At 66.0% G+C, this 20,489-nt stretch carries 20 protein-coding genes; 3 read left to right on the top strand and 17 right to left on the bottom strand.

Annotated features, from left to right (window positions below):
• Positions 1–171 precede the first annotated feature (171 nt).
• Genes ABQF30_RS09740 through ABQF30_RS09730 form a run of 3 tightly spaced genes read right to left on the bottom strand, consistent with a single transcriptional unit; the run spans position 172 to position 2,232 of the window.
• On the bottom strand, positions 172–540 hold the full coding sequence (locus ABQF30_RS09740; protein ID WP_448462739.1) for a DoxX family protein: 369 nt from the start codon (positions 538–540) through the stop codon (positions 172–174).
• A 37-nt stretch (positions 541–577) separates the two neighbouring features.
• Positions 578–1,777 (bottom strand): SPFH domain-containing protein, encoded by a 1,200-nt coding sequence (locus tag ABQF30_RS09735; protein WP_448462737.1) that lies wholly within the window; start codon positions 1,775–1,777, stop codon positions 578–580.
• Between the two features lie 20 nt (positions 1,778–1,797).
• Positions 1,798–2,232 (bottom strand): NfeD family protein, encoded by a 435-nt coding sequence (locus ABQF30_RS09730; protein WP_448462735.1) that lies wholly within the window; start codon positions 2,230–2,232, stop codon positions 1,798–1,800.
• Between the two features lie 57 nt (positions 2,233–2,289).
• On the opposite strand from ABQF30_RS09730, the gene ABQF30_RS09725 reads away from it, so the two are divergent.
• On the top strand, positions 2,290–3,147 hold the full coding sequence (locus ABQF30_RS09725; RefSeq protein ID WP_448462733.1) for an Rv1486c family protein: 858 nt from the start codon (positions 2,290–2,292) through the stop codon (positions 3,145–3,147).
• Between the two features lie 16 nt (positions 3,148–3,163).
• On the opposite strand, the gene ABQF30_RS09720 is transcribed toward ABQF30_RS09725, so the two are convergent.
• The 9 genes from ABQF30_RS09720 to ABQF30_RS09680 all read right to left on the bottom strand — a co-directional run bounded on the left by ABQF30_RS09720 (position 3,164) and on the right by ABQF30_RS09680 (position 12,132).
• Positions 3,164–4,189 (bottom strand): ferrochelatase, encoded by a 1,026-nt coding sequence (locus tag ABQF30_RS09720; RefSeq protein WP_448462731.1) that lies wholly within the window; start codon positions 4,187–4,189, stop codon positions 3,164–3,166.
• Positions 4,190–4,194: 5 nt separating this feature from the next.
• The gene (inhA, locus tag ABQF30_RS09715) at positions 4,195–5,004 is read right to left on the bottom strand and encodes an NADH-dependent enoyl-ACP reductase InhA (protein ID WP_448462729.1); all 810 of its coding nucleotides are present in this window, start codon (positions 5,002–5,004) and stop codon (positions 4,195–4,197) included.
• A 19-nt stretch (positions 5,005–5,023) separates the two neighbouring features.
• Positions 5,024–5,761, bottom strand: coding sequence for a 3-oxoacyl-ACP reductase FabG1 (fabG1, locus tag ABQF30_RS09710; RefSeq protein WP_448462727.1), 738 nt, complete (start codon positions 5,759–5,761; stop codon positions 5,024–5,026).
• A gap of 98 nt (positions 5,762–5,859) precedes the next feature.
• Positions 5,860–6,867 (bottom strand): VWA domain-containing protein, encoded by a 1,008-nt coding sequence (locus ABQF30_RS09705; RefSeq protein WP_448462725.1) that lies wholly within the window; start codon positions 6,865–6,867, stop codon positions 5,860–5,862.
• 32 nt (positions 6,868–6,899) lie between these two features.
• The gene (locus tag ABQF30_RS09700) at positions 6,900–7,844 is read right to left on the bottom strand and encodes a DUF58 domain-containing protein (RefSeq protein WP_448462723.1); all 945 of its coding nucleotides are present in this window, start codon (positions 7,842–7,844) and stop codon (positions 6,900–6,902) included.
• On the bottom strand, positions 7,841–9,004 hold the full coding sequence (moxR1, locus tag ABQF30_RS09695; RefSeq protein WP_448462721.1) for a chaperone MoxR1: 1,164 nt from the start codon (positions 9,002–9,004) through the stop codon (positions 7,841–7,843). The genes ABQF30_RS09700 and moxR1 overlap by 4 nt, the downstream gene beginning before the upstream one ends.
• 139 nt (positions 9,005–9,143) lie before the next feature.
• Positions 9,144–9,836, bottom strand: a complete 693-nt coding sequence (gene ripB, locus ABQF30_RS09690) for an NlpC/P60 family peptidoglycan endopeptidase RipB (protein ID WP_448462719.1) — start codon at positions 9,834–9,836, stop codon at positions 9,144–9,146.
• 10 nt (positions 9,837–9,846) lie between these two features.
• Positions 9,847–11,325: an NlpC/P60 family peptidoglycan endopeptidase RipA gene (ripA, locus tag ABQF30_RS09685; RefSeq protein WP_448462717.1), complete on the bottom strand. Its 1,479-nt coding sequence runs from the start codon at positions 11,323–11,325 to the stop codon at positions 9,847–9,849.
• 204 nt (positions 11,326–11,529) lie between these two features.
• Positions 11,530–12,132: an Rv1476 family membrane protein gene (locus ABQF30_RS09680; RefSeq protein WP_448462715.1), complete on the bottom strand. Its 603-nt coding sequence runs from the start codon at positions 12,130–12,132 to the stop codon at positions 11,530–11,532.
• A gap of 234 nt (positions 12,133–12,366) precedes the next feature.
• Here ABQF30_RS09680 and ABQF30_RS09675 point away from each other — a divergent pair, with 234 nt between their 5' ends.
• Both ABQF30_RS09675 and ABQF30_RS09670 read left to right on the top strand, forming a co-directional pair.
• A complete protein-coding gene (locus ABQF30_RS09675) occupies positions 12,367–15,207 on the top strand; it encodes an aconitate hydratase (protein WP_448462713.1) in 2,841 nt (946 codons plus the stop codon).
• Positions 15,208–15,243: 36 nt separating this feature from the next.
• Positions 15,244–15,828 carry a TetR/AcrR family transcriptional regulator gene (locus ABQF30_RS09670; protein WP_448462711.1) on the top strand — a complete coding sequence of 195 codons (585 nt, stop codon included), beginning with the start codon at positions 15,244–15,246 and terminating at the stop codon, positions 15,826–15,828.
• A 19-nt stretch (positions 15,829–15,847) separates the two neighbouring features.
• Here ABQF30_RS09670 and ABQF30_RS09665 read toward each other — a convergent pair whose 3' ends face one another.
• The 5 genes from ABQF30_RS09665 to ABQF30_RS09645 form a co-directional block, all read right to left on the bottom strand.
• Positions 15,848–16,042 carry a helix-turn-helix domain-containing protein gene (locus tag ABQF30_RS09665; protein ID WP_448462709.1) on the bottom strand — a complete coding sequence of 65 codons (195 nt, stop codon included), beginning with the start codon at positions 16,040–16,042 and terminating at the stop codon, positions 15,848–15,850.
• Between the two features lie 127 nt (positions 16,043–16,169).
• Complete coding sequence (locus tag ABQF30_RS09660) at positions 16,170–17,798, bottom strand: ABC-F family ATP-binding cassette domain-containing protein (protein WP_448462707.1); 1,629 nt, start codon at positions 17,796–17,798, stop codon at positions 16,170–16,172.
• Positions 17,799–18,086: 288 nt separating this feature from the next.
• Positions 18,087–18,917: an enoyl-CoA hydratase gene (locus tag ABQF30_RS09655; protein WP_448462705.1), complete on the bottom strand. Its 831-nt coding sequence runs from the start codon at positions 18,915–18,917 to the stop codon at positions 18,087–18,089.
• Between the two features lie 18 nt (positions 18,918–18,935).
• Positions 18,936–19,310: a thioredoxin gene (gene trxA, locus ABQF30_RS09650; protein ID WP_448462703.1), complete on the bottom strand. Its 375-nt coding sequence runs from the start codon at positions 19,308–19,310 to the stop codon at positions 18,936–18,938.
• Positions 19,311–19,354: 44 nt separating this feature from the next.
• Entirely contained in the window at positions 19,355–20,452 is a 1,098-nt protein-coding gene (locus ABQF30_RS09645) for an NADH:flavin oxidoreductase (protein WP_448462701.1), read from the bottom strand.
• Between the last annotated feature and the right edge of the window lie 37 nt (positions 20,453–20,489).

Here is a 20,489-nt window from a genome sequence, read left to right as displayed (position 1 = left end):
TGCCTGCGCAAACTTTTCGGTGCCTGCGCCGGGGTGATTCTCGACGTCACGGCCGACGCCCACCGCACGGTTGGGTGCGAGCGTGGGTCGTGACGTCGAAATGCGTTGTCCTGCTGGGCGAATACCGACCGGGCAGGCACAGGTTATGTGGTGCTCAATCGACGCGCGGGATCATGGTCCTGCAGGCGACGCCTCGCTGCCCCCAGGGCCCTTGGCCGTCAACACCGCAAATGTGACCAGAAACCCGGCCGCGGGAAGGGCATTGACCGGTTTGTCCTTCACCCGGATGTGGGCACCCAACGCCAGCGTGAAGTACACCGTCAGAAGCAACGTGGTCAGCCTCGCCAGCGCCGGATACCGCCCGGCGGACAACAGCCCAACCGCGGACGCCGTCTTCACCACTGGCAGCACCCACCGGATCTTCGGCGGCAGGCCAACGGTATCCAGAGATTTGGTGATCGATGCCAACGGGATCGCGCATGCCACCGCATCGCCGGCCTGGATCGCGGCGAGCACGGCATAGGTTTTGGGGAGCGCCATGCCCCTACGCTAATGAGGCACGGCCCGACGTCAACACCTATTGCGCGCGATGGGTCCCACCGGGCAACCCCTGCGGCGAATACGGCTCCTCCAGCGAGGATGGTGCCTCCGGAGTCGGCGCGCCCAGCGGCGGGGTCGTCTTCCGCGCCTCGGCCTCCGCCTTTGCGACAGCCCGGGCAATCTCCGGATCGGTTTCGGTGTTGAACCAATCGGCGACCTCGTCGGAATCGTCTTCCGGCTTGGGCAGGTCCTCCTCCACCGGTGACGGCGTGTAGCGGAACACCCCGTCCTCGCCCGGAGCCCCCAGCATCTTCGTGAATCCCTGTAGTGCCGAACCGAAATCGCTGGGCACCAGCCAGACTTTGTTGGCCTCGCCCTTGGCCATCTGCGGCAGCGTCTGCAGATACTGGTAGGCCAGCATCTCCGGTGTTGGCCGGCCCGCCTTGATCGCGGCGAAGGTCTTCTCGATCGCCTTGGCTTGGCCCTGCGCCTGCAGGTACTGGGCCGCCCGCTCGCCCTGAGCTCGCAGCATCCGGGACTGCCGGTCGGCCTCGGCCGCCAGAATCGCCGCCTGCTTGGCGCCCTCGGCGGCCAGGATCTGGGACTGCTTCTGGCCCTCGGCCTGTTTGATGGAGGACTCCCGCACACCTTCGGCGGTCAGGATCATCGCCCGCTTCTCGCGGTCGGCCTTCATCTGCTTCTCCATCGACTCCTGGATCGACGGCGGCGGGTCGATCGAGCGCAGTTCCACCCGGGCGACGCGCAGCCCCCACTTGTTGGTGGCCTCGTCGAGCACTCCCCGCAGTTGGCCGTTGATCTGGTCGCGCGAGGTCAGCGTCTGTTCCAGCGTCATGCCGCCGACCACGTTGCGCAGCGTGGTGGTGGTCAGCTGTTCAACACCGACGATGTAGTTGCTGATCGAGTACACGGCCGCCTGCGGGGTGGTGACCTGGAAGTAGACGACGGTGTCGATGTTGAGCGTCAGGTTGTCCTCGGTGATCACCGGCTGCGGCGGAAAGGACACCACTCGCTCACGCAGGTCGACCCGAGCCCGGATCTTGTCGATGAACGGGATCAGCAGGGTCAGCTGGCCGCTCACGGTCCGGCTGTAACGACCGAGCCGCTCGATCACCGCCGCCTCGGCCTGGGGTATGAGCGCGACCGATTTGGCCACGATGATGATGGCAAAGACCACCAGCACAATGAGAAAGATCAGGCCGGCTACAGCGCCTTCCATGGTGAATCCCTTCCTGAGGGTTACAGAGCTTTGAAAACAACCGCGGTGGCACCGTCGATCCGCATCACTGTCACGTGATCACCCGGTTCGTACACATCGTGGTCGTTGAGCGGTCGCGCCGTCCAGACTTCACCGTCCAAGTTGACCTGGCCCTCGTGTTGCGCGACTCGATCGAGCACCAGCGCGGACTTACCCTCGAGCGCCTTGACCGGCTCCGGCAGGCCCTTGCCCACCTCGAACCGTCGCCGCAGCGCGGGGCGGACCAAAGCCAGCAGCAACACCGAAACCACAAGGAATACCAAACCGTCGGCCCAGATCGGCCAGTCCAGCAGCCAACTGGAGCCGGTTGCCGCCAGCGCGCCGCCGGCCAACATCAGCAAGAACAGGTCGCCCGTCAGCGCCTCTGCCCCGGCCAGTACCAGCGCCAGAATGAGCCAGATCAGCGGAACAGGCATATTCCCACCCTAGCGAATCCAGCCGGGTTCGCGAGCGACAACTACACTGCCAGCATCATGTGGTGTCCAAGTGCAACGCTGTCGGTGTGGGCCAATGCCTGGCTCGCCGGTGCCGCCGCGCCCGATGATGTTCTCGACGCGCTATCGCAGTGGGCGCCAATGCATTCTGTGACTGCATACGATTCCGGGGCGGCTGCCCGAACCGGGTTGCCCTGGCCGGAACTGGAGGATTCCGGCTCGGTGTCGCTGCTGCAGACGCTGCGCACCGCGGTGGGGCGCTCGACGGCGAAGCCCGCGATCACCGTTGCACAGCCGGTTCCGGGCGACGTCCGAGGGCTGCCCGCCGGCACGCAGTTCCAGCGGGACGCACTTGCCGTCGGTGAAGCCGTGATCGTGACGCACGACGACCTGGACGCCGTCGGGCTGGTGCCCGAGTTCGAATACTTCGAATTCGACGACGCGGATACGAGTTCGACGTTCGAGCCGGAGCCTCGGGCGCTGTCCTGGACCGTGTACTCGGTACCGGAGATGCCGGTTGTCGAGCATTTCGACCTCGGCGAGGCAGAGTACGAACTGCGCTCGGCCGTCCGATCCGCGGCCGAAGCCCTGGGCGCGCTACGCGCCGGGGTGGGAATCGACGTCGACGATCCACGCGGGATGGTCGAGCAGATACTCGAGGCCAACCGGCTGCACCGGATCCCCGACCACGCGCCCACCCGCGCGGTGCGGGTACTGGAGAACGCGGCCCACGTCGACGCGATCATCGCCGTGAGCGCGGGCTTGATGCCGATCGGGCTGCAGAGCTCGTCGGACGTGCAACTGGCCGGCGACGCGCTACGGCCGTTGGCACAGGTGGTCCGCTCGGCACGGCTGGCCGCGCTCGGCGCGATCCTGCGCTCGCCCTGGCCCGCCTAGACCCGGGGCCGCAATCCTACGAACCGCAGCAGTTCGGCGAACACGGTGCGCCGTTCACGCTGAAGCCATAGCCGGGCACCGGATCTGGGCCAGTGACTCGCTGTTGCGGCGTGCCGTTGCACACCTCGTCGATCAGCCCCGCCGCCAGTCGCGCGAACCGCGGGTCCGCGTTGGGGGTCGCGGCCCGCGCGAACGCGATGCCCGCCTGCTCGGCCTGGGTCCGCAGCTCGTAGTCGAGGTCCCACACCACCTCGATGTGGTCGGCGACGAAACCGATCGGGCACACGATGACCGCACGGGTCCCCTTCTCGGACAACCCGTTCAAGTGGTCGGCGACGTCGGGTTCGAGCCACGGAATGCGCGGCGGTCCCGACCGCGACTGCCAGACCTGATCGAAATCCCGGTAACCCGCCGCGGCGGCCACCAACCGGGTCGCGTAACCGACCTGCCGGCTGTAGAGCCGGGGGCCGTGCCGCTCGTCGGCTGCGATCGGCACGGAATGCGCGGTGAACACCAGCCTGGCCTCGCGACGCAGCTCGGCGGGCAGCGATTGTGCGGCCGCACCTATCGCGTCGGCGAACATCTCCACCAGCAGCGGGTGGTCGAAATACTGCCGCAGCTTGACCAGTTCCGGTGCGCCCGATCCCACCGCTGAACGAGCGCGCGCGATGTCCTCGACGTACTGCCGGCAACTGGAGTACCCGCCCCAGGCTGACGTGGTGAACACGGCCGCACGACGAATTCCGTTGTCACGCATCGCCGCAACCGTGTCCTCAACGAACGGATCCCAGTTGCGGTTACCGAAATATACGGGCACACCGGGCAACTCGGCCCGCAGTTGCTCGATCAGCGCGCGGTTGATGCCGTTGATCGGGGAAACCCCACCGAAGTGCAGGTAGTGCTCGGCGACGTCCGCGAGCCGTTCCGGGGGGATGCCACGCCCACGCGTGACGTTCTCCAGAAACGGCATCACCTGCTCGGGGCCCTCCGGACCGCCGAACGACAGCAGCAGGACGGCCTCAAAAGGATCCGAGCAGTTCATTCCGCTTACAACAGCTGGGTGCTGGCGCCGCCGTCGGCGTAGATGATGGTGCCGGTGGTGGCAGGCAGCCAGTCCGACAGCAGGGCGCACACCGTTTTGGCGACCGGCGTCGGATCCTTCATGTTCCAGCCGAGCGGCGCACGCTGATCCCAGCCCTCTTCCAGCAGCTGCATCTGCGCACCGGCCTCGTCACCAAGAGCGCCGCCGACGATCGCGCTCATCGCAAGTGTCCGGATCGGGCCGGCTGCAACGAGATTCGACCGGACACCGACCTGGCCGGCCTCGCGCGCGACGAACCGGTTCACCGACTCCAGCGCGCTCTTGGCCACCGTCATCCAGTTGTATGCCGGCATCGCCCGGGTGGGGTCGAAGTCCATGCCGACGATCCCACCGCCGGGATTCATGATCGGCAGGACCGCCTTGGCCAGCGATGCGTAGGAGTATGCCGAGATGTGGATGCCCTTGGCGACGTCCTCATACGGCGCGTCGAAGAACGGGTTCACACCCATCCCGGTCTGCGGCATGAAACCGATGGAGTGCACCACGCCGTCGATCTTGTTGCCCTCGCCGATCACCTCGGTGATGCGGTTGGCCAGCGTCGAGAGGTGCTCCTCGTTCTGCACGTCCAGCTCCAACAGCGGCGCCGGGTTCGGCAGCCGGTCGGCGATGCGCTGGATCAGCTTCATCCGGTCGAAGCCGGTCAGCACCAGCTCGGCGCCCGCCTCCTGTGCAACCTTGGCGATGTGGAACGCAATCGACGAATCGGTGATGATCCCGGTGACGAGGATGCGCTTACCCTCGAGCAGACCTGCCATGTGAAAATCCTTCTCTCTCTTAGTGGCCCATGCCCATGCCGCCGTCGACGGGGATGACCGCGCCGGCGATGTAGCTCGCGTCCTCGGACGCCAGGAAGCTGACCGCCCCGGCGACTTCCTCGGCGGTGCCCACCCGCTTGGCCGGGATGAATTCCAGGGCTCCGGCCTGGATCCGCTCATCGAGCGCGCGGGTCATCTCGGTGTCGATGTAACCGGGGGCGACGACGTTCGCGGTGACGCCGGCCTTCGACAGTTCCCGGGAGATCGAGCGGGCCATGCCGATCAGGCCGGCCTTGGCGGCCGCATAGTTGGCCTGGTTGCCGATGCCCCACATGCCGGACACCGAACCGATGAAGATGATCCGGCCGAAGCGCTTGCGCTGCATGCTCCGCGAGGCACGCTGGGCCACCCGGAACGCGCCGGTGAGGTTCGCGTCGATGACGTTCACGAACCGCTCCTCTGTCATCCGCATGAGGAAAGCATCCTGCGAAATGCCTGCGTTGGAGACCAGCACCTCGACCGGACCCTGATGCTCCTCAACCTCTTTGAAGGCGCGGTCGACGGCCTCGTTGTCGGTCACGTCGCACACGACGCCGAACAAACCGTCAGGCGCCCCGGATCCGCGGTGAGTGACGGCCACCTTGTGGCCGTCGGCGGCCAGCCGCTGCGCGATCGCCAGACCGATCCCCCGGTTCCCACCGGTGACCAGAACGGAACGGGAAACGAAGGCCGGTCGACCGCCAGGCGTTTCAGTCATGCCCGTCAACTTAACGTGTCGCCCATTGATCGCCGAAATCGACACCAGGGCTGCTGTCCGCGCGAATTCATGACCCTGACGTCACTCTCGTCGTCCGCTCAGCCAGGCAACCGGCGGTTGATCAGTAGCGCCGCCACCCCGGCCAACGCCAACACGACCGCGCCGAGGCGGAGCCAGCCGAGACTTGCGTCACCCTTGATGGTCTCGTACCCGATCTGCTGCTGCAGCGAGGTGAACACCGCCTTGAGCTGCTCCAGGCTGGACGCGGTGAAGGCGTCACCGCCGGAGAGCTGCGCGATCTTCTTGAGCATCTCGTCGTCGACCGGCACCGGCTGGCGCTGATCGTTGATCTCGACAAAGCCGTACGGGGTACCGAAGGACACCGTGGAGATCGGCACGCCCTGATCGTGAGCGGTCCGCGCCGCGGTGAAGGCACCCTTGGGGTTGTCCGGATTGGACGGCACGGTCTCCTTGCCGTCGGACATCAGCACGATTCGCGCCGGCGGCGGCTCGTCGCCGCCACCGATCACCGCACCGACGGTGGCAATCGCCTGCAGTGCGGTGAAGATGCCCTCACCGGTGGCAGTGCGGTCGGCCAACTGGAGCTTGTCCAGGCCGGTCTTGGTGGCCTCACGATTGGTCGTCGGCTGCACCAGCACGGTCGCGGTGCCCGCATAGGCGATCAATCCGAGATTGATACCCGGTGTGAGCTGGTCGGCGAACTGCTTGGCGGCCTCCTGCGCGGCGACCAGGCGGCTGGGCGAGACATCGGTGGCGCGCATCGACTGCGACACGTCGACGACCAGCATCACCACTGCCCGGTTGCGGGGAATGCGGACGTCATTGGTAGGACCGGCCATCGCGACGGTGAACAGCAGCAGAGAAGCCACCATCAGGATCGCGGGCAGATGCCGCCAGCGCGTCGGCTGCTTGGGGGCCACGCTCTCCAACAACTCCATGTTGGCGAACCGCAGGATCCGCTGCTGGCGCGCTCGCTGCACCAAGATGTACAGCACCACAAGGCCCGCCACCACGAGGAGGAACAAGAACCACCACGCGTGCGCGAAGCCCGACAGGCTCATCGGTCCGAGTAACGGTAAAGTCATGTGCTACTTGTCATTTCAGGTTGTATTGGCATCTACCGGCCGGCCAGGGCGCCGCGCCTCCGGGTCGCAACGAACCGGACCACATCGGCGATCCAGTCCCGGTCGGTGCGCAGGCTCAGCAGCGGGGCGTCACAGCGACGCAGGGTGCGGGCCACTTCTTGGCGGTGCGCGGCCGCGGCTTGCTCGAAATCGCTGCGCAGCTGGGCGTCGATGGTGAACTCCCGGGTGACTCCGGATTCGGTGTCCTGCAGGATGACCTCGCCGACATCGGGCAGTTCGACGTCCCGCGGGTCCAGCACCTCGATGCCGAGCACCTCGTGGCGGCCGGCGATCGCCCGCAGGGGGCGCATCCAATTGATGGGTCCGAGGAAATCGCTGATGATCACCGCCATACCGCGCCGGCGCTCGGGACGGCGCAGCGCGTCGATGGCCTCGGCCAGATCGCCACGCACGCCCGTCGGCGCCTTGGGCATCGTGGCAATCGTGCGCAGCATTTCCTGCTCGTGCATGCGGCCCGACAACGCCGGGACACGTCGCACCGACTCGCCGTTGGCGATGATCGCGCCGATCCGGTTGCCTCCGCCGCTGTTGAGGAACGTGATCGCGGCCGCGGCAGCCACCGCCAGGTCACGCTTCTCGCAGCCCGCGGTACCGAAGTCCAGGCTGGCCGACATGTCAACCACCAGCCACGTCTCCAGTTCCCGGTCGGCGATCATCTGCCGGACGTGCGGATGCGTCGTGCGGGCAGTCACCGACCAGTCCATTCGGCGCACATCGTCACCGGGCTGGTAGATCCGCGACTCCCCCGGCTCTGATCCCGGGCCAGGCAGCAGGCCGAGATGGTCACCGTGGAGTACGCCGTCGAGCTTGCGGCGCACCGTCAGCTCCAGCTTGCGCAGCGCCGCTGTCAACGCGGGGTCACGGATCTCCCCGCGCTTCAACGATGGCAGGTCGACGGTGCGTCGGGAACTGGTCACCGACCGCTGGCCGCGCCAGCCGCGGCGGGAACGGCGGACGGAACCGAATGCCCTTGCTGCGGAAGCGCATTCACCTGAGGCAGGGCCACGGTCTGCAAGATCCGGTTCACCACGGTCTCGGCGGAGATCTCATCGGCCAGCGCGTCATAGGTCAGCACCAGGCGGTGCCGCAGCACATCCGGGATGACCTCGACGACGTCCTGCGGAACCACATAGTCGCGGCCTCGGATCAGCGCCAGCGCCCTCGATGCGGCGATGATGCCGAGCGAGGCACGCGGTGAGGCGCCGTAGGCGATCCACGCCTTGGCGTCGGGCATGCCGAACTTCTCGGGCTCGCGCGTCGCCGTGACGATCCGCACCACGTAGTCCACCAGCGCGTGGTGCACGAAGTTGTTGGCAGCGACATCTTGCAGCCGCAGCAGATCACCGGTCTGCAGGATCTGCTTGGGTTCCGGTGGCTTGACGCCCATCCGGTAGATGATCTCGCGCTCTTCCTCGGGGGTCGGGTAGTCGATGTTGAGCTTGAACAGGAAGCGGTCGCGCTGGGCTTCGGGAAGCGCGTAGACGCCCTCCTGCTCGATCGGGTTCTGGGTGGCCATCACCAGGAATGGGCTGGGCAGCGGGAACGTCTTGCCACCGATGGAGATCTTGCGCTCCGCCATCACCTCGAGCAGGGCCGACTGCACCTTGGCGGGCGCACGGTTGATCTCGTCGGCGAGCAGGAAGTTCACCACCACGGGACCCAGCTCGATGTCGAAATCTTCCTTGCCCTGCCGGTAGATCCGCGTACCGACGATGTCGGTGGGGACCAGGTCGGGCGTGAACTGGATGCGGGCGAAAGTTCCGCCGACCACCTTGGCGAAGGTCTCCACTGCAAGCGTCTTGGCGACGCCGGGCACCCCTTCCAGCAGCACGTGACCCTTGGCGAGCAGCCCGACCAGCATCCGCTCCACGAGCTGGTCCTGGCCGACGATGATGCGCTTGACCTCGAAGATCGCCCGCTCAAGGGTGTGCACCTCAGCCTGTAGCCCGCCGTTGTTGGCGGGCTGCGGTGCGGCCGCGGCGGCATGGGAGCCGGTCGGCCCGGGCGGAAAGCCCGGCGCTGGGCTCGAGCCGGGATACCCTCCGGCGCCCTGCGGCGGTCCACTCGGTGACGTCATCAACTTCCTCCCACATATTTCAACTGCAGCAATGGTCCTCTGCAAACGCTGGTCGTAGCCGGGCAATCGGGTGCCCGCAGTCAACTATTCCAGGCACTTCGGAATCCGTCGACGCTGGCCGGATGTGCTCAGGTTCCCCTCAGGATTCGATGATCCTGGCCGCGTAGGGCTGAATCCCCGCGTTACGCACCGGGCTGACCGTGACTTTGTCCGCACTTCCGGCAGCTTCGATCATCTTTCCGCCGCCCAGGTACATCGCCACGTGCTGGCTACCGCCGGGCCCCCAGAACAGCAGATCTCCGCGCTTGGCCTGCGCGACCGGGACCTTGCGGCCGGCGTTGTACTGATCGCCGGAATACTTGGGGATCAGCACGCCGACACCCGCGTAGGCGAACTGCGTGAACCCCGAACAGTCGAAGCCGACGATGTTGGCTCCGGAGTCGATGCCGCGGCTCGGTCCGGAGGGCTTGCCGCCGCCCCAGGAGTACGGCACTCCGAGCTGCGAACCGCCGCGCCGGATCACGTACTCGATCGCCTGAGGGCCACGCACCCGCCCGGCCGCCACAGCGGCGGGCGCTTCGTCGACGAGGCCGATGCTGGCCAAGAACTTGCGCCCCAAGCCCATGGTGACCTCGGTGGCCTGTGCGGTCGCTTGAAGCGATGCGTTCGCAATGGCCAGCGGATCGCCCGGTGCGCCCGCGCTGATCAGCTTGGGCAGCGTCGGGTCCCACTGCCCGTCATCGGGGGCGGCCCCGACCGGGGCAACCAACCCGATCGCCGCCACGGCGAGTGCCGCGATAACAGTCAGGCAACGTAAGAGGAAGGAACGCAAGGTAATCCCATCAGTATTCGATCAGGCGGGTCACGTATGGCGTCATGCCGCTGGTGCGGACAGGTGAGACCTTGACGTGCGAGCCGGTGTAGGGCGCCTCGAGCATCTGCCCGTTACCGAGGTACAGCGCGACGTGCTGGCTGGCGTTGGGTCCGTAGAAGATCATGTCGCCGCGGCGCATCTGCGAGGACGGAATCTTGCGTCCTGCGTTGTATTGCGAACCTGAGTAATGCTCGAGCTTGATGCCGACACCCGCGAAGGCGTACAGCATCAGACCCGAGCAGTCGAAGCCGACGGTGCCTGCGCCCGAATCGATACCGCGGCTGGGCCCGGCCGCGTTCCCGCCGCCCCATGAATAGGGAACACCCATTTGCGACCCGGCTCGCTGGATGACGTATTCGACCGCCTGCCGTCCGTACACGCGCGGAATCGCCCCGTTGGTGAAGCCGGTGGGCGTGGGCAGGATTCCCATCTTCTGCAGGAAGGTCCGGCCCATGTTCGCAGTGACCTGAGCAGAGGTCGAGGTAATGCCGAGTACGGCGTTGATGATCGCGATCGGGTCACCGCTGACGAATGCGCTGGGAATCGCCGGAAGCGTGGGATCCCAAGCGGTGTCCCAGTTCTGCCCCGTCTGGACCGGGGCGTCCGGCGCGCGATCCCAATCCCCTGCCGCCGCTTGCGGTGCGGGCGCGGGCCGTGGTCCGGACTGCGGCGCGGCTGGGGCCGAAGCCTTGCGTACCTGGTTGAGCTGGGTTTGCGCGGCGGCGCGTTCGGCGGTCAGCCGCTGCAGGTCGGCCTGCTGCGCGCCGAAGGTCCGCTGAGCATCCTGCAACGCCGACACCGCGGTGTCCTGGCTGGTTTGCGCGTCCACCGCGGCCTGATCGGCCTTCTGCTTCATCAACCGGGCGTTCGACTCCCGGTTGACCTGCTCTGTCCGGGCCCGCTGCAGCCCGGCCATCACCTGATCGGCACTCGCGGCGAGGGCCTGACCGGTGGCAGTGGCGTTGACGATGTCAGCGGGATCCGACGCCGTGAGGTACGAACTGGAGGGGCCGCTGACATAGGTTGCCGCGGCGAACGTGTCAAAACGCTTCTGCGCGGCGGTAATCGCCGCGTTGGCATCCGCAAGGCCGCGCTGACTCTCATCCACTTCACGCTGCGCCGTCGCGGCGGCGTCACGCGCATTCTGGACGTCGACGATCGCCTTGTTGACGCTTTCCTGCTGCGTTTGGATGGCCGCTCCGAGATCCTGCAACTTCTGATCGGCGTTGGCGACGGCAGCGACGAGCGACGCAACGTGATCGGGGCTACCCGGGTCGGCGACCGCGGGACCACCGCCCACCAACGCCGTGGCCATGAGCATCCCGAGTATCACCGGTACGGCGAAGATGCGTCCGCACAGTCGGGACGCAGAGACCCAATCTGCTCCTCGCGTCCGCGAAGCGCGCTGGGCTCCTCGCGTTCGCAAAGCCCGAATGGTGCGTCTCATTCGACTCAAGTCTCCTATGGCTCAACGAGGCCCGGCAGATTTGCTCAGTGCCTATGCGCAGGAGTCACAAGAAGCACAACTACAACAATTGGCACCGACTGCACCGTACGTCACATCTGAAGCTAAAGAAACTTTAGTCACAAATTACAATAATGTAATTGCAGGTAGCGTGACCGATTAGTAATATTCGCGCGAAATACCGAACTAATGTTCGAGGGAATTGTCCGCGGCAGTTGATGCGGCCGGCGCAGCCTTCGGCGAGAGAGAACGTTTGCTGCGTACCTGCAGCATCCGGGTGAGGACAGCCGCCGCGGCGACTCCCAGAGTCAGCAGGATCGTCAGCGTCATCCAGGGGAAATCCGGGGTTCTTATCTCACCGACGAAGTTCTGCGCGGACAGCACCGGGTTCCCGGTCTTGGCCACGTCTTGGCCGGCCTCCAAAGTCACCCGATCGATCGCCGGACTGTACGTACCGGCGAATGACGGACTCAGTGCCAGCACGGTCGATCCGGGATTGGCATGCCCCACCTCTGTGGCGATATCCCGCAGAGGTGTGTCGATTCCCGGATTTGTCGGCACCACCACGATCTTGAGGTCGATGCCTTCTTGGCGCGCGTTGCTGACCACCTGGCGCAGAGCAGCGACGTCACCTGCCGGCGCACTCACGCCGTCGTCACGCACATCGGTCTGTACGGCGTCCATGCACTTGCGCACCGCGTCGGGTTGGGCTGGGTCGATACCAACCGTGCCGCATACCTCCACGGGGATGTAGGCCGGCAGGAACGGGATGACATGCGGTCCGGTCACACCGGCACGGTACCCGTCCCGCAATATGTGTGGAATCGACACTGCCGGTCGAAACCGGCATCGTCATCGTCCCGTGCCCCGCACGCCACTCCGGCGTGACGGCCGACCGGGTGGGATCGCAGAATCCGAATAAGAATCGACCCCGGCCTGGAGCGTCTTGCAGGACAAGCGTACTGTTAGCATCGGAACGCCGTCGACACAGCCCGTCGCGGCGAGATTGAGCCGGGAGTTGATGTGAGCAGCGAAAATACGAAGAATTCGGCCCTTAACTCATTTGGTGCCCGCGACACCCTGACAGTCGGGGACCAAAGCTACGAGATCTACCGTCTGGATGCGGTACCCGGTACCGAGAAACTTCCCTACAGCCTCAAGGTGCTCGCGGAGAATCTCCTGCGCACCGAGGACGGCGCCAACATCACCAAAGAACACATCGAGGCGATCGCCAACTGGGATCCGTCCGCCGATCCGAGCATCGAGATCCAGTTCACGCCGGCGCGCGTGATCATGCAGGACTTCACCGGTGTGCCGTGCATCGTGGACCTCGCGACCATGCGTGAGGCTGTCGCCGCCCTCGGCGGCGACGCCGACAAGGTGAATCCGCTCTCGCCGGCCGAGCTGGTCATCGACCACTCGGTGATCCTCGACGTGTTCGGCAACGCCGGCGCATTCGAGCGCAACGTCGAACTCGAATACGAGCGCAATTCCGAGCGCTACCAGTTCCTGCGCTGGGGCCAGGGCGCCTTCGACGACTTCAAGGTCGTGCCGCCGGGCACCGGCATCGTGCACCAGGTCAACATCGAATACCTCGCCCCCACCGTCATGGTTCGCAACGGTAAGGCCTATCCCGACACCTGTGTGGGCACCGACAGCCACACCACCATGGTCAACGGCCTGGGTGTGCTGGGCTGGGGAGTCGGAGGTATCGAGGCCGAGGCGGCCATGCTCGGCCAGCCCGTCTCGATGCTCATCCCCCGCGTCGTCGGCTTCAAGCTCAGCGGTGAGATCAAGCCGGGCGTGACCGCCACCGACGTGGTGCTCACCGTCACCGACATGCTGCGCCGCCACGGCGTGGTCGGCAAGTTTGTCGAGTTCTACGGCAAGGGCGTGGCGGAGGTCCCGCTGGCCAACCGCGCGACCCTGGGCAACATGAGCCCCGAATTCGGTTCCACCGCAGCGATTTTCCCCATCGACGAGGAGACCATCAACTACCTGCGGCTGACCGGGCGCAGCGATGATCAGCTGGCGCTGGTGGAGGCCTATGCCAAGGCGCAGGGCATGTGGCACGAACCCGAGAAGGAACCCGTCTTCTCCGAGTACCTGGAACTCGACCTGTCCACCGTGGTGCCGTCGATCTCCGGTCCGAAGCGCCCGCAGGACCGCATCGAGCTGTCCGACGCGAAGAACGCGTTCCGCAAGGACATTCACAACTACGTCGAGGAAAACCACCCGGCCGAGCACACCCAGCTCGACGAGGCCGTCGAGGAGTCCTTTCCGGCCAGCGACCCGGCGACGCTGTCCTTCGCCGATGACGGTGCGGTCGACGCGCGCCCGTCGGCAGCCAACGGTGCCGAGGGACGTCCGTCCAAGCCGGTGAAGGTCACCTCCGAGGAACGCGGCGAGTTCGTGCTCGACCACGGTGCGGTCGTCGTCGCCGGAATCACCTCGTGCACCAACACCTCCAATCCGACTGTGATGCTCGGTGCGGCCCTGCTCGCCAAGAAGGCTGTCGAGAAGGGTCTGACCAGCAAGCCGTGGGTGAAGACCAACATGGCGCCGGGCTCGCAGGTGGTCACCGACTACTACAACAAGGCCGGCCTGTGGCCCTACCTGGAGAAGTTGGGCTACTACCTCGGTGGCTACGGCTGCACGACGTGCATCGGCAACACCGGCCCGCTGCCCGACGAGATCAGCAAGGCCATCAACGAGAATGATCTTTCGGTCACCGCGGTGCTCTCGGGCAACCGCAACTTCGAGGGCCGCATCTCCCCCGACGTCAAGATGAACTATCTGGCGTCGCCGCCGCTCGTCATCGCATACGGCATCGCAGGAACCATGGACTTCGACTTCGAGACCGACCCGCTGGGCCAGGACAACGAGGGCAACGACGTTTTCCTGAAAGACATCTGGCCGACGGCCGCGGAGATCGAGGAGACGATCGCCTCGTCGATCAACCGGGAGATGTTCACCGACTCGTACGCCGATGTGTTCAAGGGCGACGACCGCTGGCGGTCGCTGTCGACACCCGAAGGCAACACCTTCGAGTGGGACGACTCGTCCACCTACGTGCGCAAGGCACCGTATTTCGACGGCATGCCGGCCGATCCGGAACCTGTCGCCGACATCAAGGGCGCCAGAGTGCTTGCTCTGCTGGGTGATTCGGTTACCACCGACCACATCAGCCCGGCCGGTGCGATCAAACCGGGCACCCCGGCCGCGCAGTACCTCGACGCCAACGGCGTGGAACGCAAGGACTACAACTCGCTGGGCTCACGGCGCGGCAACCACGAGGTGATGATCCGCGGCACCTTCGCCAACATCCGCCTCAAGAACCAGTTGCTCGATGACGTGTCCGGCGGCTACACCCGCGACTTCACCCAGTCGGCTAGTGCCAAAGACGCGCCGCAGGCGTTCATCTACGACGCGTCGGTCAACTACAAGGAGGCCGGCATCCCGCTGGTGGTCCTCGGTGGCAAGGAGTACGGATCGGGTTCGTCGCGGGACTGGGCGGCCAAGGGCACGGTGCTGTTGGGGGTGAAGGCCGTGATCACCGAGTCGTTCGAGCGCATCCACCGGTCGAACCTCATCGGCATGGGCGTCATCCCGCTGCAGTTCCCGGCCGGAGAGTCGGCCGCGAGCCTCAAGCTCGACGGCACCGAGACGTACGACATCACGGGCATCGAGGCACTCAATGAGGGCAAGACTCCCAAGACCGTGCACGTGACGGCGACGAAGGAAGACGGTTCCAAAGTCGAGTTCGACGCGGTCGTCCGCATCGACACCCCCGGCGAGGCCGACTACTACCGCAACGGCGGCATCCTGCAGTACGTACTGCGCAACATGCTGAAGTCGAAGTAGACCGGCCGGACCGATCGAAGCAGCGCAGGGACACCAGTGCCCCGGGTAACCGACGATCATCTCGCGTCCCGGCGCCGTCAGATACTTGACGGCGCCCGGCGCTGCTTCGCCCAGTACGGGTACGAGAGTGCGACCGTGCGGCGGCTCGAACAAACCATCGGGCTGTCGCGCGGCGCAATCTTTCATCACTTCCGGGACAAGGACACCCTGTTCTTCGAACTGGCCCGTGAAGATGCCGAGCGGATGGCCGATGTGGCCGCCCGCGAAGGCCTGATCCAGGTGATGCGGGATCTGCTCGCCGCGCCCGAGCAGTACGACTGGCTGGCCACTCGGCTCGAGATCGCCCGAAAACTCCGCAATGATCCCGCTTTTCACCAGGGCTGGGCAGAGCGGTCGGCCGAGTTGTCGGCGGCGACGACTGAACGGCTGCGCCGACAGAAGCAGGCGGGCCGGCTACGCGACGACGTGCCGAGCGCGGTGCTGCACATTTACCTGGACCTGGTGCTCGACGGCCTGGTCGCGCGCCTGGCCGCCGGTGAGGATCCGAAAAATCTCAGCGCGGTCCTCGACCTCGTCGAGGCCTCCGTGCGGCAGCAGAACCCGCCGAGCACCGAAAACTGAAACCGGCAACCGGTTTCCGTCAAGCCCGCGATTTGGTCCGATGGTTCGGTCCGCCGCGGCTGCGCATCGTGGTGCCCGACTCGCGCAGCAAGCTGTGTATCGACCCGTAGGAGCGCCCGGTTCGTTCGACCAGCGAGCGGATGCTGGCGCCTCCTTCGTAGGCGCTGCGCAACTCGGTCAACAGCTCATCTCGAGTCTTGTTCATTTCCTTCATCGACATCTCCCCGCTGTGGATCTCCCGACGCATACCCAGAGTAGAAACCAGTCACACGCCGATAGCAGGATTTGTCCAAGGTCTTAGATTTACGTACCCGAAAATAGGACACTGCTTACGTTTTCGGTCAGGCGAGTTCGATCAGATCCCGGTATTCGTCGGACCAGAAGTCCTCTGTGCCGTCTGGAAGCAGCACGACCCGCTGCGGGTCGAGCGCCTCGGCAGCGCCCGGGTCGTGGGTCACCAGTACCACCGCGCCGACGTAACTGCGCAGCGCGTCGAGCACCTGCTCGCGCGACGCGGGGTCGAGGTTGTTGGTCGGCTCGTCCAACAGCAGCACGTTGGCCGTCGAGGCCACCAGACCGGCCAGGGCCAACCGGGTCTTCTCACCGCCCGACAGCGTGCCTGCCGGTTGGTCCAACTGCGGCCCGCTGAACATGAACGCACCGAGTAAGCCCCGCAGGTCCTGTTCTCCGGTGTCCGGAGCGGCGTGGCGGATGTTCTCCCAGACTGTCGCCATCCCGTCGATGGTGTCGTGCTCCTGGGCGAAGTACCCGAGCTTGAGGCCGTGACCTGGCTCGATCTGGCCGGCATCGGGCGACTCGGCTCCGGCAAGGATGCGCAGCAGTGTGGTCTTGCCTGCACCGTTGAGCCCGAGGATGACGACGCGGGACCCCTTGTCGATGGCCAGGTCGACGCCGGTGAACACTTCCAGCGAGCCGTAGGTCTTGGTCAGGCCCTTCCCCACCAGCGGGGTGCGGCCACACACGGCGGGCGTGGGGAACCTGATCTTGGCGACGCGGTCGGCGACCCGCTCGGCATCCAGCGAGGCGATCATCCGATCCGCACGGCGCAACATGTTCTGTGCTGCAACCGCTTTGGTGGCTTTGGCGCCCATCTTGGCGGCCTGGGTGCGCAGCGCGGCTGCCTTCTTCTCGGCGTTCGCGCGTTCCCGGCGCCTGCGCTGCTCGTCGGTGGCACGGGCATCGAGATATCTCTGCCAGCCCATGTTGTAGACATCGGCCTCACCGCGGACGGCGTCGAGGAACCACACCCTGTTGACGACGTCGGCGAGCAGCTCCACGTTGTGGCTGATGACGACGAGACCGCCGCTGTGATTCATCAAGAATGTCCGCAGCCAGCCGATGGAGTCGGCGTCGAGGTGGTTGGTCGGCTCGTCCAGCAGGAGCGTCGTGTCCGAACCGGATCCGGTGTCCGAGGCCGCGAAGAGGATGCGAGCCAGCTCGACGCGACGGCGCTGACCACCGGAAAGGGTGCGCAGCGGCTGCCCGAGAACGCGGTCGGGCAGGCCGAGGCTGGCGCAGATCCGGCCGGCCTCACTTTCGGCCGCGTAACCGCCGAGTGCGGCGAAACGCTCCTCGAGGACGCCGTAGCGCCGCACAGCTTTGTCGCGGGCGGCGTCGTCGGCGACCTCGGCCATCAACGCCTGTTGCTTTTCCAGGTCGGACAGCAGGGTGTCCAGACCTCGCGCCGAGAGCACCCGGTCCCGGGCCAGCATGTCGAGGTCACCCTCTTTGGGATCCTGTGGCAGATAACCGATCTCACCGGTGCGAGCGACGCTTCCCGCGTACGGCTCGCCTTCCCCGGCGAGGATGCGCATCGTCGTGGTCTTGCCGGCGCCGTTGCGCCCGACCAGCCCGATGCGGTCACCCGGCTGAATCCGCAGCGCGGACCCGTCGGTGGACAGGAGAGTGCGCGCGCCGGCGCGGACCTCGAGGTCCGTTGCGGTGATCACGCTGCTCTACTCCTAAATGTTGATAGCTGGTGCGAAAGGTGGAGTCCAAACCCGGTGTTCGCGCCCGACAACCGCCACCGGCGAACTTGGTGGCGAGCAGAGCACGAACCGTCCCAAGCCCTCGGCCTGCCCTTACAGGCTAGCGGCGTCCAGTCCACTCCATAGCGTGCGTTGGGTCAACTTGATAACGGTCCAGACAACGCGCTAGCGCCCTCCTGAGACAAATCTCACCGGTGGTGCCGGACGGGACCGAGAACACACAACGGCTTTCGCTAGCGCCGTCGGGCGCTAACGCTCGTCGGTGAAAACCGGATCGCGCTTTTCGGCTCGGGCGGCCACGGCTTCCTCGAAGTTGGCCGTGAGCAGGCGCACGTAGAGCTGGCCCAGGCCCTCGGCCTGCATGTGCCCCTCCAGGCTCGCGGCGTCCAGCCCGCTCCACAATGTGCGCTTGGTCAGCTCGATTCCAGGCCGCGAGAACGCCGCCATGGCCTCGGCCATCTGATAGCAGGTGTCGAGCAGTTCACTGTCCGGCACTGAGCGGGAGACCAAGCCGATCCGCTGCGCCTCGTCGGCGTCGACGTCACGGCCCGTCAGCATGATCTCGAATGCCCGGGAGGCGCCGATCGCCCGTGGCAACAGGTAAGACAGTCCCAATTCGCTGGCGGTCAGACCGTTGTTGATACCCGCTGCGCGGAAGTACGCACTGTCGGCCGCCACCCGGATGTCGCAGGCGAGCGACAAGCAGAGACCGCCGCCGATCGCGGCGCCGTTGACCGCGGCGATGACGGGTTGGTGCAACCGGCGCAGGGCCAGGATCACATCGTCGAGCACTTCCATCGAGCGCAGTGCGAACGTCGGCCGGGTCAGTCCGTCGACGTTCGGCACCGAACCCGCCGACTTGTGATCGGCACCCGACGAGAAGCCCCGGCCCGCACCGGTCAGCACCACGACGCGCACCGAGTTGTCGTACCGAAGCTCTTCGAGAATCCGCTTGAGCGGGACCATGACGTCGAACGCCATCGAGTTCATCCGCTCGGGCCGGTTGAGAGTCACCAGGGCGACGTCCGGCCGGGGACGATCGACCAGGACGAATTGCTTGTCGTCAGTCACGGACAGCACGCTATCGCGTGCGCCATCTCACTCTGGCTGGCCGTCGTCCTGCGCGTCCTGCGCCTTCATGGCCGCATCGACGTCGAACTCCTTGATCTTCTGCACCAGGTCTTCCAGCGCCGCCGGCGGCAGCGCCCCGGCCTGGTTGAAGACCAACTTGCCCTTCTTGAAGGCCATCAACGTCGGGATCGACATGATCTCGGCAGCGGCGGCCAGACCCTGCTCGGCCTCGGTGTCCACCTTCGCGTGCACCACGTCGGGGTGCTTGTCGGAGGATGCGGCGAACGTCGGGGCGAACGCGCGGCACGGACCACACCACGACGCCCAGAAGTCGACCAGCACGATCTCGTTGCCGGTGACAATGTCGTTGAACTGGTCTGCGGTGATGTCTTGCGTGCTCACAGTCTTCCTAACGTCTTGGTGATGCGGCCTGTTCCCACGGTAGGTCAACGCAGGCCGGCAAGCGCAGTTTCAGCGTGGTACCCGGCGAACCCGTCAAGGGTGCCGTTACGAAACCTGTTCACCCAGGCCGGATCGGCCAGCAGTGCCCGGCCGATGGCCACCAGGTCGAACTCGCCGGCCGCGAACTGTTCCAGCAGTCGGTCCACCGGCGCGGCGGTGATGACATTGCCGTCGGCCCGTCCCGGCTTGAATTCGGTGGCCAGACCGACCGAGCCGACGCCGATGACCGGCAGACCGGTGATCTTCTTGGTCCAGCCGGCCAGGCTCAGTTCGGATCCGGGAAACGCCGGTAGGTAGTGTCGCCTTGTCGACGGATGCAGGACGTCCACCCCTGCCTCCACCAGTGGCCGCAGCACAGCCTCCAATTCGGTTGGGGTACTGGCCAATTGCGCATCGTAGGCGTTGGCCTTCCACTGCGAGAACCGGTAGATGATCGGAAAACCGGGTCCCACGGCCTCACGCACAGCCGCCACCACCTCGGCCGGAAACCGTGTCCGGCCGGCGACCGAACCGCCATACCCGTCGGTGCGCTGATTCGTTTTCTCCCAGAGGAACTCGTCGAGCAGATAGCCGTGCGCACCGTGCAGTTCGACCGCGTCGAAGCCGACATCCGTGGCGTTGCGCGCCACCTCGGCGTATTGGGCTGCGATGCCCGAGAGTTCGGCGGTCTGCAACGCCCGGCCCTTCGCCACCCCGAGGCTGTTGACTCCGGACGGGCTCACCGGGACCAGTCCATCGCTGTCGTCCCGTTCGGCGCCCTGGTGCCACAGCTGCGCGGCGATGACCGAGCCGTGGGCGTGCACGGCGTCGGTCACGATGCGCCAGCCGGCCAACGCGTCGGCGCCGGCCAGTGTCGGAATGCCGAATGGCCACCCGGCGACCGGATCGGCCAACCGCACTCCCTCGGTGATTATCAGGCCGACACCACCCTCGGCACGCCGCGCGTAATAGGCGCCGACGTCCGCCCCGGGAACTCCGCCCGGCGATGCCTGCCGCGTCATGGGAGCCATCGCGAAGCGGTTCGGGATCTGCAGCGAGCCCACCGTGAGCGGGCTGAACAAGTCGTTTCGGCAATCGGTCACAAGACGGTGCAACGCCTCGCGTACCAGGAGGATTCCT

It is taken from the genome of Mycolicibacterium sp. XJ870, assembly GCF_053483975.1.
This window is presented reverse-complemented; position numbering and strand designations above follow the sequence as displayed.